We start from the raw sequence: 16,438 nt of genomic DNA on the forward strand, positions 1-16,438 counted from the left end.
CTCACGACGTGCGGGGCCACGAGGGTTCGGTGAGACTCGCTGGTACGCGAGGCCGACCAGGCCGCGCCGGGAAACGGAGTTTCGGCATGGACGACTATCCCCTGCTCAACCTCTTCTGGACCATGCTCTGGTTCTTCCTGTGGATCATGTGGCTGTTCCTGCTGTTCAAGATCATCACGGACATCTTCCGTGACCACGAGCTGAGCGGCTGGGGCAAGGCGGGCTGGCTGATCTTCTGCATCCTGCTGCCGTACCTCGGCGTGCTCGTGTACGTGATCGCCCGCGGCAAGGGCATGAGCAGGCGCGACGTCAAGCAGGCCAAGGACGCCGAGGCGGCGTTCCAGGACTACATCCGCAAGACGGCGGGCACGCCCGGGGCCGGCGGCACCGGGCAGGGCAGCAGTGCGGACGAGCTGGCCCGGCTCGCAGACCTGAGGGACAGGGGCGCCATCACGGACGAGGAGTTCGAGAGGGCGAAGGCCAAGGTCCTCTCCTGACCCGTCCCCAGGGCGGCGAGGAGGAGCCGGCCCGGCTGTCCCGGTCATTGCTGCGCGACGTGATGGCAGCGCCGGGCCGGCTTCCCGAGTCCCTCGCCGTGTTCGCGCAGCGCCGTCTCGGTCCGGGAGCGGACCGGGCGGTGCGGCGGATGCACGCCGCCAGGCCGGACGCGAGCTCCGACGAACTGCGCACGCGCGTGGTGGCGCGCGGCGTCCGCACGGCCTCCACCGAAGGCGCGTTCGTGGGCGGGCCCTTCATCCTGTTCGTGCCGTTCGCGTTCTGCGCGGCGCTGCTGTCGCAGACACGGTCGGTGCTCGAACTGGCGGCGCTGGAAGGCAAGGATCCGGCGGATCCCGAGCGGGCCGCCGAACTCCTCGTCCTCCAGGGGGTGTACGAGGACACGGACGCCGCCCGCGTCGCGCTGGCCGAGCCGACCGCCCCGAGCGCTCCGGAAGGCGAGGGCGAGAAGCGGCCGGGCCGGTTCGCCGCCCTGTGGGAGCTGATCATGCGCATGGCGCGGCTGCTGGGGCTGATCACGCCCACGGAGGACCAGGTGGGGCTGCTGAGACGGATCGGCCAGTGGGCGCTGGTGGGTGCGGTGTTCCTGGTCGGTCTCGTCGCGCCGCTGGTGTGGCTGCCGTACCTGGCCTTCAGTTACCGGCGCTCCACGCTGGCCCTCCTGGACCGGGCGGCGGTCTTCTACGCGGGTGCGCCCCTCCCGCGCCGGCCCAACCGTTTCGACCCGGCGATAATCGGCTCATTGGTGCGGGCGGCGTTCTCGCTGCTCGTGTCGGTGATCGGGGTGGCCGTCGTCGTGGGTGCGGACCTGAACATCGCGGGCGGGCGGTGGCCGGTGGCTGGCATCGTCCTGGTCAGCAGCTCGTTCGTGATCGGCGGCTGGTGGGTCTGGCGCCGGCGGAAGCGTGCGCGGGAGTGACCTCAGGACACCTCGCGGGCATGACTCCCCGCACACAGAGACCCCGCCCCACCCCTAATACGAATCTGAAATACGTCTTTGATACGGTCGAGTCGTGCGGTTGACGAAATTCACCGACCTGGCACTGCGGGCCGTGATGCGCCTCGCGGTCGCCGGGCGGGACACCTACCCCACCACCCGCGAGGTGGCGGAGTCCATGGCCGTCCCCTACGCCCACATGGCGAAGGTGGTCACCAGGCTGCAGCACCTCGGGGTCGTCGAGGCGCGGCGCGGCCGGGGCGGCGGTCTGGCCCTCACCGAGCTGGGCCGCCGGTCCTCGGTGGGGTGGCTGACGCGGACCCTGGAGGGCGACGACGAGGTCGTGGCCTGCGAGGGCGATCCGCCGTGTCCGCTGCGGACGGCCTGCCGGCTGCGCGGCGCGCTGCGCGAGGCGCAGGAGGCGTTCTACCGCACGCTCGATCCGCTGACCGTCGCCGATCTCGTCGGGTCGCCCACCGGGCCGGTGCTCCTCGCCCTGTCCGGGCGCCGCCCAGGCGACTGATCACCGCTCTCCCGTCGACGCCCGCCCCGCCGGGGCGGTCTTGTCAGCGCGTTAAATACGTAGATCATCTACCAGTTCTGGAGTCGACATGCTGTCCGAGCAGGCCACACCGGTCGTCCGTGCCACCCTTCCCGCCGTCGGCGGCGCCCTCGACGAGATCACCGAGCGCTTCTACGCGGGGATGTTCGCCGCCCACCCCGAGCTGCTGCGGGACCTGTTCAACCGCGGCAACCAGGCCACCGGCGACCAGCGCAAGGCACTGGCCGGCTCCATAGCCGCCTTCGCCGGCGCCCTGCTGGACCACCCGGACGCCCGGCCCGACGTGATGCTGTCGCGGATCGCCCACAAGCACGCCTCGCTCGGCGTCACGTCGGAGCAGTACAAGGTGGTCCACGAGCACCTCTTCGCCGCCATCGCCGACGTCCTCGGCGAGGCCGTGACGCCCGAGGTCGCGCAGGCCTGGGACGAGGTGTACTGGCTGATGGCCAACGCGCTCATCGCCCTGGAGGCCCGCCTGTACCAGGAGCGTGGCGTCACCGAGGGCCAGGTCTGGGAGCCGATGGAGATCGCCGGGCGGCACGAGGAGACCGCCGACACCGTCTCCTTCACCCTGCGCCACCCGGACGGGCGTCGGGCGGCGGCCTTCCGGCCGGGCCAGTACGTCAGCGTCCAGGTGACGCTGCCCGACGGCGCCCGGCAGATCCGCCAGTACAGCCTCTCCGCGGCGCCGGGCCGCCCCGACTGGCGGATCACCGTCAAGCGCGTCGACGGCGACCCGGCCGGCGAGGTCTCCTCGTGGCTGCACGAGAACGGGCGGCCGGGCGCCCTGGTCACCGTCTCCGCGCCGTTCGGCGACCTGGTGCTTCCCGAGGGCGACGGACCGCTGCTGCTCGCCTCCGCGGGCATCGGCTCGACGCCCATGCTGGCGATGCTGGACCACCTCGTCGCGACCGGTTCGAACCGTCCGGTGACCGTCGTCCACGCCGACCGTTCCCCGGCCGGCCACGCGCACCGCGAGGAGCTGCGCCGGCTGGTCGACGCGCTGCCGCAGGGCTCCCTGCACCTCTGGTACGAGGAGCCGGGCGCGGCCGACGCCCACAGCGGCCGGGCGGACATCGCGTCGCTCGACCTGGCGGAGGGCGTGACCGCCTACCTCTGCGGCCCGCTGCCCTTCATGCGCGGGGTGCGCGGCGATCTGCTCGCCCGGGGCGTCGCGGCGGCGGACGTCCACTACGAGGTCTTCGGCCCCGACCTGTGGCTGGGCACCGAGGCCTGAGCCGGTCGGCCTACGGCGTGGTGCGGGGCGTGCGTGGTGTGCCTAGGGCCGCGGCCATGGACGACTCGCCCACGACCGGCAACGAAAAAAGGGGGCGGAAGCGGGACGGCGGGTGAGCGCTTCAGCGCGTTCGCCAAGCGGAACGTCCTGCTCGTCGCCGTCTTCTTCCTGTCCAACCTGGTGACCCAAGGGACTCCCGGACGGACTGGCACGCCGCGGAGTACCGCAAGCTCAGGGAACTCCGCGCGGGCCACACCCTGGAGAAGTTCCGGAAGGAGCTCGGCCCGCCCGTCTTCCGCGCCCCGCTCCCGTCGGGAGACGGCTTCGTGCGCAACGTCTACCGGCCCCGGCCGGAGTACTGGGTCGAGGTGATCTCGAACAAGCTCGACGCCTCCGTGACCTACGCCGTGACGTCCTGCGACCCGTCCTTCCCTCCCGCGTTCTCCACGACATGCTCACCTACTACCCGAGCCGGATCGGCGTGAGCCGCCTCACCGTGCAGTGAGGCGGCTCCGGGTGGCGCGGTTCAGCAGCCGGTGGCCCAGATGTGGGAGTCGCCGCGGTCATTGGCGGCCCCGTTGTAGCCGACCTCCTGACCGGGGGCGAGGCAGATCGTCATGGAGCCGCCCTGCCAGGCCGACTCGTAGACCCGGACGTAGTCCTTGATCCCCGGGCCGGAGATGCCGTGGTTGGCCCAGGACGAGTCGTTGTCGGAGATCCAGCCTTCCCACCAGCCGTCGTCGCCGCTCCAGTTGGCTCGCTGACCGCCGAAGTTCGCGTGCTCCCACACGCAGAACTCTCCGGACGGGCAGTCCGCGGCGGCGGCCGGCGCGGTCATCGCCAGGCCGCCGGCGAGGGCGAGGAGGGCTGCGGTGGTCGGGCCGAGGAGTCGCTTCATGAAGCGTCGGTGCCTTTCTTCCGGGTGGGGTTCGCGGACAGCTCGGCTGCCCGCCGCAGTGCGCGGGCGCGCAGCTGCTCGTAGGTGGCGACCTGGTCGCGGTGGAGGGTGCGTACGGTGGCCAGCTCGGCGGGTTCGAGCCGGGCGCGCACGTCGGCGAGTCCGCTCTCGCGGGTGCAGCGTTTGGCGACGGCCGGGTCGGGGCGGCCGGCGCGGGGCCCTCCGGAGGGCGCGGCGCAGCGGGTCCAGCGGTCGAGGGCGGCCCGGTGGGCGGGGTCGTCCTTCATCCGGGCCTGGGCCATGGCGCGCAGGTTGTCGACGGTGACCTGGGCGCGGAACCAGCGGTTCTGGTCCCCGTACAGCTCGGTGCGGGCGGAGGCCACGCAGCCGTCGCTGTTGGCGGTGACGGTGAGACCGGTGGCGAGGGTGAGGGAGAGTTCGCGGGGGTCCTCACCGAAGAGCGCGGTCCGCAGGCGGCTGTCGGCGGCGGGTGCGGCGGCGGGACCCGGTCCGGCGGCCGGCGCGCGCGCCTGGGAGGCCGGGGGCAGGGCGAGGCCCTGGGCGTCGAGGCACTCGGCGACGAGCCGTTGCTCGGCGGCCTTCAGGATCCGGTCCTGTTCCTGCCGGGTGGCGGGCGCGACGGGCGTGGCGGCGGATCCGGGCGGCACGGTCGGGCCGGCGGGACCGGGCTGCACGGTGGCGCAGCCGGAGAGGACGAGGGCGGCGGAGGCCGTGATGATCGCTCGGCGGGTCGCGTGGCGCATGGTTCCCCCTGGTGGCGGGCCTGGGCGGCGGTGGCCGGCGGCGTGATCGCCGCCGTTTCGTGGCGATCAATGCCCGGTGCCGGACCGGCCATGCGGAGGGCCGCGGCGACTCACTCGAAGGGGTCGAACGCGCCGGAGTGCGCGCCGCCAACGGGGTGTTCTGAGAGCTCCCGGCGCGCGGACGGACGCGCGGGCCGGAACCCGTGGCGACACCCATGACAAAGCCCCGGTTGGACGGGGGGTTCCAACCGGGGCCGATTGCCGTGACGGGTGAAGGGCGGTCACCTCATGGGGGGGACCTGGGGACCGGGCCCCTTCGACGTCACATAAGGATGAACGGTAAACCTTCACCTATTGTTCCGCCTTGCGCCAGGTGCCGTATGTGAGTCACCTCACCCCGATTGGTCCGTTCAGTCGTCCTTATCCGGGCGGTAGACGGATCCGGGCTCCGCCTTGCCCGGCGCGAGCAGCTGCGGCACCGTGACGAAGGTGTAGCCGCGGCGCTTGAGCTCGTCGATGATCCCCGGCACGGCCGGGACGGTCCCGTCGTAGATGTCGTGGAGCAGGATGATGCCGTCGCCGTGGGCCTGGTCGAGCACCCGCCGGCGTATGAGGGCGGTGTCATCGGTGGAGTAGTCCTTGGCGGTGATGCTCCAGAGGACCTGGGCGAGGCCGAGTTCACGGCTCACGTCGGCGACGGTGTCGTCGGTGCGGCCCTGCGGCGGGCGCATGAGCGTGGGCTTGCGGCCGGTGATCCCGGCTATCGCGTCCTGGGTGCGCGAGAGCTCGTCACGGACCTCGGCGGCGTCGAGGTCGGTGAGGATGCGGTGGGTCCAGGTGTGGTTGGCGACCTCGTGGCCCTCGTCCGCGATGCGCTTGACGACTTGCGGATACCGGTCGACGTGCTTCTTGCCGAGGAGGAAGAAGGTCGCCGGGACCTGCTTCTCCTTGAGCACGTCGAGCAGGCGGGGGGTGTCCTTGCCCGGTCCCGCGTCGAAGGTGAGCGCGATGCACTTGGCCTTGGCGCAGTCCACGGCGCCCGCCGTCGTCCCGGCCTTGCCGTCCGTTCCCGCCTTGCCGCGCGCTTCCTGCGGGGTGACCGTGTCGGCCGAGCACCCGGTGAGGGCGACGACCAGCGACGCCGCGGCGAGCAGGGCGAGGGCCGGCGTCCTGCGCCGGCCCGGCTTGGTTCGGAACATGTGCGACCCGCTTTCCCCGAAACAGTGGTGCGAATGACTCGTGCGACAGCAAGGGCCCACGCCTGGTCATGGCAGGGCCCTGCGGCTCGCCGAGAACTCTACACACGGTGTATAGCCGGGGATCGCAAGGGGGTCGGGGCAGGAGCAAGCGTCCCGCGGAGCACTGCGCCGTGGGACGCGTCAGCGGAACCGCCGCGGCGGGCACGGCGGCCCCGGGCGGCGCCCGTCCGCTCCGCCCGGGGGTTCGGGGGTCCGGGGAGTCCCGCCCGTCAGCGCGCCGCGAGGAGGAGGCGCGCCTCGGTCTCCTGGTCACCGGAGACGGACTGCAGGGACTGGATGTCGAAGGAGCGGGCCAGCACCTTCTCGACCTCGTCGACGGCGCGGTACCCACCGGTGAGCAGCGCGCCGACCATGCCGGTGAGCGGGACGGCCGGAGACTCCTCGTGCCGGCCGCCGGCCGTGTCGAACGTGGCCATCCACACGGTGACGGCGGGCGCGGTCGCCGCGTGCGGACCCGGCATCGTCATGTCCTCCAGCTGGTAGGCGCGGTCGAGGACGTCAAAGACGGCCTGGGCGTCCTCCCGGCAGCAGTCACTCAGCTGCACGGTGACGTCGGTGTCGATGTGCAAGTCGTACACGGCGCTCATCTCCTCGTTTGCCCGTCTACCAGCATCCCTCGCGGCGCGGCGGCGCGCGAGGCCCCGCCGCCCTGCCCGCCGGGACCGGCCCGCAGGGTGGCGGATCCGCGCCAGGGGGCACACGGTGGGAGGGGAGGCTGCGACACGGGAGGCGGCATGACGAAGGCAGGCAGTGAAGGAACGGGACCCGAGGAGCCGGACGCCGACGGCATGATCCGCGGCCGTCACGAGACGCCGGAGGAACGCGCGGACCGGCGCTGGAACGAACTGATGCAGGAGATCAGGGTCGCCCAGACGGGGGTGCAGATCCTCTTCGGCTTCCTCCTCACCGTCGTCTTCACCCAGCGCTATCCCGAGCTGCCGGCCACCGACCGGACGATCTACATCATCACGATCTGCCTCGGCTCCGCCGCGACCGGCGCCCTCATCGGCCCCGTCTCGTTCCACCGCCTGGTCGCAGGCCGCAGGCTCAAGCCCCGGGCGGTGAACTGGGCCTCCCGCCTCACCTTCCTGGGACTCGTGCTGCTCCTGGCCACTCTGGCCTGCGCGCTGCTGCTCGTCCTGCGCGTGGCCACCGGAGCGACGTTCGTGCCCTGGCTGGTCACCGGACTCGTCATCTGGTACCTGCTGTGCTGGTTCGCCCTGCCGCTCTGGGTCCGCAGCCGCCACACCTCCGGCCCGCAGAACGACGACGACGAACCGTCCGGCTGACCACGGAAGGCCGTGTCATCCCGTCGCCAGGACCGCTTCCACCGTGTCCGCCTCCGTGGCGGGCTTGTCCGGGCGGTGGCGGATGACCCGGGCGAAGCGGAGGGTGACCCCGGCCGGGTAACGGGTGGAGCGCTGGAGACCGTCGAAGGCGATCTCGACGACGAGTTCCGGGCGGACACGGACCGTGTAACCGTCGTCCGAGACGGCGAGTTCGGTGAGGCGCTCCGTCTGCCAGCGGAGCATCTCGTCGGTGAGGCCCTTGAAGGTCTTTCCCAGCATCACGAAGGTGCCGTCGGCCGCACGCGCGCCGAGGTGCAGGTTGGAGAGGAAGCCGGTGCGGCGGCCGTGGCCGCGTTCGGCGGCGAGCACGACGAGGTCGAGGGTGTGGACGGGTTTCACCTTCAGCCAGGTGCGGCCCCTTCGGCCCGCGACGTACGGCGCGTCGACGGCCTTGACGAGGACTCCCTCGTGGCCGCGGCCGAGGGTGTCCCGGAAGAAGCGCTCGGCCGCGTCGACCGCCGCCGGGTCAGCCGGGTCCTCGACCACCGTCCGGCGCACCCGCAGCGGCTCGGGCAGCAGTCGGGCCAGGACGGCGTGCCGCTCTCGGCCCGGGCGGTCGACCAGGACCTCGCCGTCCGCCGCGAGCACGTCGAAGAAGACGGGCGACACGGGCAGCGCGGCCTGCGCCGTGGACACGTCGACACGGGATCCGACGCGGGAGGCGATGTCCTGGAAGGCGAGCGGCCGGCCCGTCGCGGGATCGAACGCAATCACCTCGCCGTCCAGGACCAGTCGGTCGCCCCCCGCCTCCAGGGCGGTGGCGACGACCTCGGGCAGCCGGTCGGTGATGTCGTCGAGGGACCGGGTGTAGACCCGGACCTCGTCGCCGCGGCGATGCACCTGGATGCGGATGCCGTCGAGCTTCTCCTCCACCGCGCAGGGCCCGAGCGCCGCCACCGCCTCGCTCACACTGCCCGCGGTGTGGGCGAGCATGGGCTGCACCGGACTGCCGACCCTCAGGGTGAACGCCTCCAGCGCGCCAGGACCCTCGGCGAGCACCGCACGCGCCACCCGGGGCAGCGACCCTTCGAGCATGACGGCCCTCCGCAGCTCCTCCGGCGCCACCCCGGCCGCCCGGGCCACGCCTTCGAGGGCGACCGCGTCGAGCGCGCCCTGCCGCACCTCGCCGGAGAGCAGCCGCAGCAGGAACTCCTGCTCCGGCAGCGTGGCCGCGGCCAGCAGGTCCCGGACCAGGCCGAGCCGGCGGGCCTGGGCCCCGCTTCCCGCGACGGCGGCCAGTTCCGTCATCGCCTTGTCGGTGCCGGACAGCGCGAGTGCCGGGTGCTCCACGGGCGGAACGGCCGGCGGCAGGACGTTCTTCAGCACGCTCCAGCCGACGCCGATCCGTCCCTGTGGGAGACGCCCGGAGAGATAGGCGATGACGAGCGGACTTTCCTCGGGCTCGGCCTCCGCGAACAGTTCGGCGAGCAGTCCGATCTTCCGCGACCGCGCCGACGTGGCGGCGACCTGCCCCGACACCTCCGCTACTCGGGCAAGGAGCATGCGCCCATCGTGCCCGCGCACACGCGGCCCCGCACCCCGGCCTGACCGTCACCCTCCCGGCCTGACCGTCACCCTCCCGGTCGCGGCGTGGCCTCCTTCCGCCTGCGCAGCCGGTCGAGCAGGCTCCGCCGGAACCGCCTCCCGGGCGGACGCCTGACTCCCGCCGGGCGGCCGGAGGGGAACTGCGGAGCAGTCGCCGGCCACAGGGGGGCCGAGGAAGCGTGCGGAGTGGGAGGGTCCTGAAGAGTGGAGGGCGCCGCCTGAAGAGCGGAGGACCCGGGAGGAGTGGAGAACACAGGAGGAGTGGACGACGCGGGAGGCGTGGGAGGAGCCGGCCGAGCGGGAGGAGCGGGAGCAGCCGGGGTCGACACCACCGGGCGCGAACCCCATCGGCCGGCACGGACCTCCATCGCGCCGAAGTCATCGAGCGACGGCGTGAGAGTCATCGGCGTCCCGGACGGCGCTCCCTCGGGTGAGGTGACCGTCGTGGCCCTCCTCCCCCTCATCGTCGAGGTCATGGGCTGGAGCGCGGGGACCGACGGTGACGCGACGTCCGACGGCATGCCCGGTCGTGGGGCCTCGCGCTCGGCGCGGGCCTCGTCCAGGGCGAGGCCGAGGCTCATCCGGTGCCAGAGGATCTCGTCGGGATCGTCGGCGAGCATCAGCCGGTCGGCGATCTCCCGGGCCGCCGGGGCGTTCGGCCGCCAGACCGGCGGCCCCGGCCTGAGCCGGTCCAGGTAGACCCGTTCGTAGAGGTCGTCGACGACCTCGGCCACATGAGCCGCGTCGAGCAGCGAGGCGATGGCCGCCGTGCGGACCCAGGGGTCGCCGCTCGCTCTCAGCAGTGCGCCGAGCCGCCGGGCCCGCCAGTTCCTGGGCCGCCAGTCCTGGCGGCCGTCGTCGGCCCTGGTCCGGACGTCCAGCGGCAGTCGTCCGCTGAGGAGTCGCGGGTGGTTCAGCGCGAACTCGGCCAGCTCGGCGGCGGGGTAGAGCCAGACCACGGCTCGGTAGCGGTTGACGTAGAACCGCACGGGACTGAAGTGTCCCGTCCTCGCGAGGCGGGCGAACCGGTCCCGTGTGACCGAGAGCAGTTCGGCACCCTCCGCCGTACCGACCGCCTTCACGCGCTCGCGCAGTCCTTCGGGAAAGTCCGGGGCGGCCTTGAGCCTCTCGATCTCGGCCCGGGGCACGCGGCGCCGCGCCGGGTCCCCGTGGGCGTCCGCGGTGCCGGGCGGCGACCCCGGCACCGTACGGACGAATCCCAGGTCGACCGCGAGCCGGAACTCGTCCCGCCGCACCCCCAGTTCCCGCGCGGCCCGCGCCTGCGGCACCGGCAGCTCCGGCACTTCAGGCGGCTCCGCCGGGTCCGCCGACGACGTCGACGGGGCCAATGGCCGCCTCGCCGGCGATGACGATGGCAGCGGCAATGACGATGGCGGCGGCGCCACTACTGGCAGGCGCGCCGTCTCCGCCGCCCGAGCAGGCAGCGTCGTCGTCGCACGTGTCGTCTCTTCCGTGGTCATGGGTCGGTCCTCCCCCGTGTGTCGCCAGGCGCCTGCCGCCCGACTCGAACACTGTCGGTGATGACCGTAACCCAGAGTGACGACCCCGCGCTCGTCCTGTGGATAACTCCCGGAGCGACGGGTCAGAACTCGCCCGCGCCGCCCAGACCTCCCGCGCCGCCTGGCTGCCTCGCCGCCACGCCCAGGTGCTCGCCGACCCGGTTCACGAGCAGCGTCATCTCGTAGGCGACCTGACCGACGTCGGCCTCCGCCGCGCTCATCACGCACAGGCAGCTGCCTTCGCCGGCCGCCGTCACGAACAACAGCGCCTCGTCGAACTCCACCATCGTCTGCCGGGCCCGACCAGCCTTGAAGTGCCGTCCCGAGCCGCGCGCCAGGCTGTGGAGTCCCGAGGAGACCGCGGCCAGGTGCTCGGCGTCCTCTCGCTCCAGGCCACTGCTCGCGCCCGTCACGAGACCGTCGTTCGACAGCACGAGGGCGTGCTGTATCGAATCGACCCGTCGCGTCAGGTCGTCCAGGAGCCAGTCGAGTTCCTTGTCCAACGCCATGCGTGATCCTCCCCCTGTGTGGTGCGTCCCCGTCGCCCCGTGGTCCCCGCGGTCCGGGGGGCGCGTGTTTCCGGCCGGCCGTCGGTGCTCTACCGGTCGACCGTCTTCCGGTCAGCCTTACGCACTGTCGTGAGCAGGGCAAGCACCCGTCACCATCCGCGTGGCGATCGGACGTTCCTTCAGGCCACGGACACTGCCCGTTCGCTCAGCCCACCGTGTCCAGGAGCCGTGCCGTGTGCATGCGTCCCGCGTACTCGACGAGCCGGATCAGCACCTCCTTCCCGGAGTCGCGGTCGCGTGCGTCGCACAGGACGACCGGGGTGCCACGGTCCAGATCGAGCGCGCGCGACACATCGTGCGCACCGTAGGCGCGGGCGCCCGCGAAGCAGTTGACGGCCACGACGAACGGGATCTTGCGGTGCTCGAAGTAGTCCACAGCCGGGAAGCAGTCCTCCAGGCGGCGGGTGTCGGCGAGGACGACGGCGCCGAGCGCGCCCTGGGAGAGGTCGTCCCACAGGAACCAGAAGCGGTCCTGGCCCGGAGTACCGAAGAGGTAGAGGGACAGCCCGGCGCGGATGGTGATGCGGCCGAAGTCCATGGCCACCGTCGTGGTGGTCTTCTGGTCGACTCCCCCGGTGTCGTCCACCGTCTCGCCGGCACGGCTGAGCTGTTCCTCGGTGCGCAGCGGCCGGATCTCGCTGACCGCGCCGACCAGGGTGGTCTTGCCGACCCCGAAGCCGCCGGCGACCAGGATCTTCAGGGCGAGGGCCGTGGTGTCCAGGTCTCCCGCCGGGGTGCTCTCAGAGCGCTCGTAGGCCATCGATTACTTCCCTCAGGATCCGTTCGTCAGGGAGCTGTGCGGGCGGGACGGGTCTGCTGACCTTCACGAAGCCCGATTCGAGGAGGTCGCCGAGGAGGACGCGGACCACTCCGACGGGCAGGTCGGCGTCTGCGGCGAGTTCGGCCACGGACTGGGTCTCGGCACGGCACTGTGCGAGCAGGGCCCGGTGTTCGGGACCGAGGAGGGACTCCTCTGCGGGGCCCGGCGGGTCGTCGTCGACGACCACGAGTGCGATGAGGTCGAACCGTACGTTGCTGGGTCCGGGCTTGGTCCGTCCGCCGGTCATGGCGTACGGCCGGACGAGCGGCCCGGCCTCGGCGTCGTACCACCGGCTGCCCGACACGGACGGGTCCTCGCCGGTGCGGTCCGTGCCGTGGCCGTCCTGCCCGGGACGGTGCTGCCCGAGGCGCGGCACCGCCGCCTCGCGGGTCGCCGCGTCCTGCCCGAGGCCGGCCCGTCCTGGGCCGCTTCCGCCGAGGCCGTCCCCGTCGGGTCCGTCCCAGCCGACGCCGTCGTCGCCGGTGCTGTCGTCGCCGGCGCTGTCCTTGTTCATGGTGTTCTCCGGGATCTCCGGGTTCTCCGGTCAGCCCGCCGCCGGCGGGGTCACCGTGAGTCGCGGCGGGGTGTGCAGGTGCTCGCCGACGCGCTTCACCAGGCGGGCCATCTCGTAGGCGATGAGCCCGATGTCGGCGTGGACGCCGCTGAGGACGGCCAGACAAGAGCCGTCCCCCGCCGCCGCCACGAAGAGGAAGCCGTCGTCCATCTCGACCATCGTCTGGCGCACGCCGCCGGTGTGGAACTGCCGGCCGGCGCCCTTGGCAAGGCTGTTGAAGCCGGAGGCTATGGCGGCCAGGTGCTCGGCGTCCTCACGGCTGAGGCCGCTCGAGGCGCCGACGGCGAGGCCGTCGTTGGAGAGCACGACCGTGTGGCGGACCTCACGCACGCGCGCGACGAGGTCGTCGAGGAGCCAGTCCAGTTCGCCGGAGCGGTGGTGGGCGATCCTCTCGTGGTCGATCATTCGTCGTCTCCTTCAGGGGCGGGGTCGCTGGATGCGTGACGGGGGCGGCCGGAACCGTGGTCAGGACCGGGGCCGTTGCCGGGGCCGGAGCCGCGGTCGGGACCCGAGCCGTGATCGGGACCGGAGCCATGGTCGGGACCGGAGCCATGGTCGGGTCCCGGGCCGCGCACGGGTCCGGAGCCGCGCACGGGTTCGGGGCCGGGTGCGGGTCCAGGTCCGTGGCCGTGGCCGTGTCCGGGGCCGTGCCCGTAGCCGGTGCCGAGAGGCCGTCTTATGCCTGTGGGGCCTGCGGGCGTGGGGACCGGGCTGCCGGGAGCCGGCCCGCCGCCGCGCTCCCAGCCGTCGCGGTAGGCGGCCATACGGTCCCTGACCTGTTCCGGGGTCCGCTCGCCCGTACGGGTCGCGCTGCCGGCGGCACCCGTTGCGACACCCGGGTCCGAGCTGGGGCGTGCCTCGCGGAGCTGCGGCACGAGGCTCGCCTGCCGCACCCGCCTCGGCAGATCGACTCCCGGCTCCTCACCGGCCCCGGCCGCCCCGCCCGTGCCGGGAGGGCCGGAAGGGCCGGGAAGGCCGGGAAGGCCGGGAAGTGCGGGTGTGGAGGGTCGTGCATTGGTACGGGGTGGTGTCGTACGGCCGCGCTGGCGCAGGGCGGTGACGGCGGCCGGTGGCCGGTCCGGCTCCGCGGGCGCGGCAGGGGCAGAGGCAGAAGGACGCGGCGGGCGCGGCGCGCCCGGGTCGCGGTCGTCTCCGGGGTGTTCGAGGGCCGGGGCGGGCGTGGCAGGCGAGCCCGGCACCGGACGGGGACCGGGCACCGTGCGCTGCCCGGCTCCCTGCCCCACCCCTGAACCGGCACCGGGGCCAAGGCCAGAACCACGGCCAGGGACAGGGCCAGAGCCCTGGGCTGCCGCCGGCCCGGCCCCGGCGCCGTCGGCAGCACCGGCCCCGGCCCCGGGCACCGCGCGCGGCGACGCCGTAGTAGGCGCCGCGCCGGGCCGTCCAGGGGCTCCGGAGTTCCCCGGCGCGCCGGTTTCGTGGCCGTAGGGCCTGGCGCTCTGCAGTAGGTCGGTCGGGAGCAGGACGACGGCCGTCGTGCCCCCGTACGGCGAGGTCCGCAGGTGGACCTTGACGTCGTGACGCGAGGAGAGGCGGCTGACGACGAAGAGACCGAGCCTGTCGCTGTCGAACAGGTCCAGGGCCTCGGACTGGGCGATGCGGGCGTTCGCCTCGGCGAGGCTGTCCTTGCCCATGCCGAGCCCGCGGTCCTCGATCTCCAGGGCGTAGCCGTTGCCGACCGGCTCTCCGCTGATCCGCACCTTGGTGTGCGGCGGGGAGAACTGGGCCGCGTTCTCGATCAGTTCGGCCAGGAGGTGGGTGAGGTCGGCGACGGCGCCGCCGACGACCGACGTCTCGGGCAGCTGACGCACCTCCACGCGCGCGTAGTCCTCGATCTCGGAGACGGCGGCGCGGACGACGTTGGTGAGGAGGACGGGCATGCGCCAGGCACGGCCGGGGGCGGCACCGGAGAGGATGATCAGGCTCTCGGCGTGGCGGCGCATGCGGGTGGTGAGGTGGTCGAGGCGGAACAGGTCACCGAGCTCGTTCGGGTCGTCGGCGCGCCGCTCCATGCTGTCGAGCAGGTTGAGCTGACGGTGCACCAGGACCTGGCTGCGGCGGGCGAGGTTGACGAAGACGCCGGAGATGCCGCTCGCGAGCTCGGCGCGTTCGACGGCGGCCGAGAGGGCCGCGCGGTGGACGGTGGTCAGCGACTCGCCGACCTGACCGATCTCGTCCTGCGGCGCGGGACCCGGCGGCGCCTCGGCATGGACGTCGATCTCCTCGCCCGCGCGCAGCCGGCGCATGGCGGCGGGGAGTTTGCGGCGGGCGATCTCGAGGGCGGTGTTACGGAGGCTGACGAGCTCGACGACGAGGCCTCGGCCGATGCGTACCGAGATGACGAGGGAGGCTCCGACGGCGGTGAGACCGAGCAGGACGGCGGCGCCGCCCGCGCTGAACGCGCCGCCACCGAACGGGTCGTGGCGTTCCGCGGCCGCCGCGTGGGCGGCCTTCTCGATGGCGGTGATCCCGTCGCGTACGAAGGCGTGGACGGGGTCCCATTCCCCGGAAGTGACGGCTTGGGCGGCGCGGCGGCCCGGCACGGCGGCGCGCACCCGGTCCTCGGCGGCGAGGAGCTGTCGGTACGCGGGCTGGGCGGTGAGGTTCCGCCACGCGCCGCGCTGGGACGCGGGCAGGTCGGCGGTCGCGGACTCGACGAGCGTCCGGCGGGCCTCGACGGCGCCGCCGAAATCACGGAGCCGGCCGGCCTCGAGCGAGCCGGTGAGGTGGGCGGCGCCGAGCAGCGCGTCCTCGCGGGCGAGCAGCTCGCCCGCGCGGGCCAGTTCGAGCAGCACGCGGGCCTCGGCACCCGCCTCGGTGCCCTCGATTCCGGCCAGGGCGCCGCCGACCGCGAAGCCCGCCGAGACGGCGGCGGTGTACGCGTCCTGGAGCTGGTCGACGTCGGCGCGGCCCTCGGCAGCCGCCGTGCGCAGCCTGCTCAGCCCCTCGGCCTGCACGACGAAGTCGGCGACCCGGGCGGAGACGTCCGCCGGCAGGCTGCCGTTGTCGCCTACGGTGTGCCTGCCGTCGAGGCGGAGCCGCGCGACGGCGGCGTCGGTGGCCCGTACCCGCTCCTTGAGCTCGGCTGCGCGCGCGGAGCCGGGAGCGGCCGCCTGCCGTACGGCGGCGCGGCGTTCGTCCTGGAGGGCGGCGACGGCGCGGGCGACGGGCTGCCGGACGTCGGCGTCCACGGCCTGGAGGTGGCGCAGCCGGGCGATGTCCTGGGCGGTGGTGACGGTGGCGAACCCCCACAGGGCGAGGAGCGAGACCACCGGGACCATGAGCAGCGAGACGATCTTCGCCCGGACGGTACGGGGCCTGAGCCCGCCGCCTCGGCCTCGGCCGCCGCCGCGCACGGAGGCGGGGGCGGGCGTGGCCGCTGCCGGTGGCGTTGTCGCCACCCCTACTGCTGCTGCCCCTGCCGCTGCCCCGACCGGTGCCGCTTGCCCGGGTGCGTGTGCCGATGGCTGTGCCCGTCCCGGTCCTTCCGTGCCTCCGGACCCGGTCGCGTGGCCGAACTCGCCCGCGTAACCGGATCCGGCTCGGCCGGGCTCGGTTCGGCCGCCTTCAGCTCGGCCCGGCTCGTTTCGGCCGGGTGCGGCTCGGCCGGGCCCGGACGCCGCCGAGGACGGCCCCGCCGCCCCGGTTCCGGGCGTGCGCTCGCGCGCCGCCGTCTCGTCGGCGGGCGGCCCGGCGTGTGCACGGCGCCCGCGGGCCGCCGTCGGCGGCTGGGCGGGGGCCCCGGTGTCCGGGGTCCTGCGGGGAGTTCGCATGGCCTCCTCGTTCCTTCGTTCACGGACCCGGTGGGAGCGGCGGGGTCCGCTGGTGCTGGGGCGTACGGCTGTCGGGTCACGCGGGGGATGCGGCGGT

The 16,438-nt window shown here is 73.5% G+C and carries 17 protein-coding genes; 6 read left to right on the plus strand and 11 right to left on the minus strand.

Features of this window, described 5'->3' with window-relative positions:
- The first annotated feature begins 86 nt into the window (after positions 1-86).
- The 5 genes from ACFY8W_RS01170 to ACFY8W_RS01190 all read left to right on the plus strand — a co-directional run bounded on the left by ACFY8W_RS01170 (position 87) and on the right by ACFY8W_RS01190 (position 3,737).
- Complete coding sequence (locus tag ACFY8W_RS01170) at positions 87-497, plus strand: SHOCT domain-containing protein (RefSeq protein WP_391098616.1); 411 nt, start codon at positions 87-89, stop codon at positions 495-497.
- 59 nt (positions 498-556) lie between these two features.
- Complete coding sequence (locus ACFY8W_RS01175) at positions 557-1,435, plus strand: hypothetical protein (RefSeq protein ID WP_391098619.1); 879 nt, start codon at positions 557-559, stop codon at positions 1,433-1,435.
- Positions 1,436-1,529: 94 nt separating this feature from the next.
- Complete coding sequence (locus tag ACFY8W_RS01180) at positions 1,530-1,976, plus strand: Rrf2 family transcriptional regulator (protein WP_391098621.1); 447 nt, start codon at positions 1,530-1,532, stop codon at positions 1,974-1,976.
- A gap of 88 nt (positions 1,977-2,064) precedes the next feature.
- Complete coding sequence (locus tag ACFY8W_RS01185; protein ID WP_391098624.1) at positions 2,065-3,252, plus strand: globin domain-containing protein; 1,188 nt, start codon at positions 2,065-2,067, stop codon at positions 3,250-3,252.
- 326 nt (positions 3,253-3,578) lie between these two features.
- A complete protein-coding gene (locus ACFY8W_RS01190; RefSeq protein WP_391098628.1) occupies positions 3,579-3,737 on the plus strand; it encodes a hypothetical protein in 159 nt (52 codons plus the stop codon).
- Positions 3,738-3,778: 41 nt separating this feature from the next.
- Here ACFY8W_RS01190 and ACFY8W_RS01195 read toward each other — a convergent pair whose 3' ends face one another.
- The 4 genes from ACFY8W_RS01195 to ACFY8W_RS01210 all read right to left on the minus strand — a co-directional run bounded on the left by ACFY8W_RS01195 (position 3,779) and on the right by ACFY8W_RS01210 (position 6,760).
- On the minus strand, positions 3,779-4,150 hold the full coding sequence (locus ACFY8W_RS01195; protein ID WP_391098630.1) for a peptidase inhibitor family I36 protein: 372 nt from the start codon (positions 4,148-4,150) through the stop codon (positions 3,779-3,781).
- Complete coding sequence (locus ACFY8W_RS01200; protein WP_391098632.1) at positions 4,147-4,914, minus strand: hypothetical protein; 768 nt, start codon at positions 4,912-4,914, stop codon at positions 4,147-4,149. Before ACFY8W_RS01200 ends, ACFY8W_RS01195 begins: the two co-directional genes overlap by 4 nt.
- Before the next feature lie 410 nt (positions 4,915-5,324).
- Complete coding sequence (locus tag ACFY8W_RS01205) at positions 5,325-6,113, minus strand: polysaccharide deacetylase family protein (RefSeq protein WP_391098634.1); 789 nt, start codon at positions 6,111-6,113, stop codon at positions 5,325-5,327.
- Between the two features lie 269 nt (positions 6,114-6,382).
- Positions 6,383-6,760, minus strand: a complete 378-nt coding sequence (locus ACFY8W_RS01210; protein ID WP_391098636.1) for a hypothetical protein — start codon at positions 6,758-6,760, stop codon at positions 6,383-6,385.
- 147 nt (positions 6,761-6,907) lie between these two features.
- Between ACFY8W_RS01210 and ACFY8W_RS01215 the strand changes: the two genes are divergently transcribed.
- Positions 6,908-7,462: a DUF6328 family protein gene (locus ACFY8W_RS01215; RefSeq protein ID WP_391098638.1), complete on the plus strand. Its 555-nt coding sequence runs from the start codon at positions 6,908-6,910 to the stop codon at positions 7,460-7,462.
- 15 nt (positions 7,463-7,477) lie between these two features.
- On the opposite strand, the gene ACFY8W_RS01220 is transcribed toward ACFY8W_RS01215, so the two are convergent.
- The 7 genes from ACFY8W_RS01220 to ACFY8W_RS01250 form a co-directional block, all read right to left on the minus strand.
- Complete coding sequence (locus ACFY8W_RS01220) at positions 7,478-9,025, minus strand: ATP-dependent DNA ligase (protein WP_391098640.1); 1,548 nt, start codon at positions 9,023-9,025, stop codon at positions 7,478-7,480.
- A 68-nt stretch (positions 9,026-9,093) separates the two neighbouring features.
- Complete coding sequence (locus ACFY8W_RS01225) at positions 9,094-10,371, minus strand: DUF6397 family protein (RefSeq protein ID WP_391098642.1); 1,278 nt, start codon at positions 10,369-10,371, stop codon at positions 9,094-9,096.
- A gap of 299 nt (positions 10,372-10,670) precedes the next feature.
- Entirely contained in the window at positions 10,671-11,096 is a 426-nt protein-coding gene (locus ACFY8W_RS01230) for a roadblock/LC7 domain-containing protein (protein ID WP_391098644.1), read from the minus strand.
- A gap of 205 nt (positions 11,097-11,301) precedes the next feature.
- Positions 11,302-11,916 carry an ATP/GTP-binding protein gene (locus ACFY8W_RS01235; protein ID WP_391098646.1) on the minus strand — a complete coding sequence of 205 codons (615 nt, stop codon included), beginning with the start codon at positions 11,914-11,916 and terminating at the stop codon, positions 11,302-11,304.
- The gene (locus ACFY8W_RS01240; protein WP_391101644.1) at positions 11,897-12,280 is read right to left on the minus strand and encodes a DUF742 domain-containing protein; all 384 of its coding nucleotides are present in this window, start codon (positions 12,278-12,280) and stop codon (positions 11,897-11,899) included. Before ACFY8W_RS01240 ends, ACFY8W_RS01235 begins: the two co-directional genes overlap by 20 nt.
- A gap of 240 nt (positions 12,281-12,520) precedes the next feature.
- Positions 12,521-12,955 carry a roadblock/LC7 domain-containing protein gene (locus tag ACFY8W_RS01245; protein WP_391098648.1) on the minus strand — a complete coding sequence of 145 codons (435 nt, stop codon included), beginning with the start codon at positions 12,953-12,955 and terminating at the stop codon, positions 12,521-12,523.
- Complete coding sequence (locus ACFY8W_RS01250; RefSeq protein ID WP_391098650.1) at positions 12,952-16,341, minus strand: nitrate- and nitrite sensing domain-containing protein; 3,390 nt, start codon at positions 16,339-16,341, stop codon at positions 12,952-12,954. Before ACFY8W_RS01250 ends, ACFY8W_RS01245 begins: the two co-directional genes overlap by 4 nt.
- Between the last annotated feature and the right edge of the window lie 97 nt (positions 16,342-16,438).

It is taken from the genome of Streptomyces sp. NPDC012637 (assembly GCF_042954805.1).
Lineage (GTDB): Bacteria > Actinomycetota > Actinomycetes > Streptomycetales > Streptomycetaceae > Streptomyces.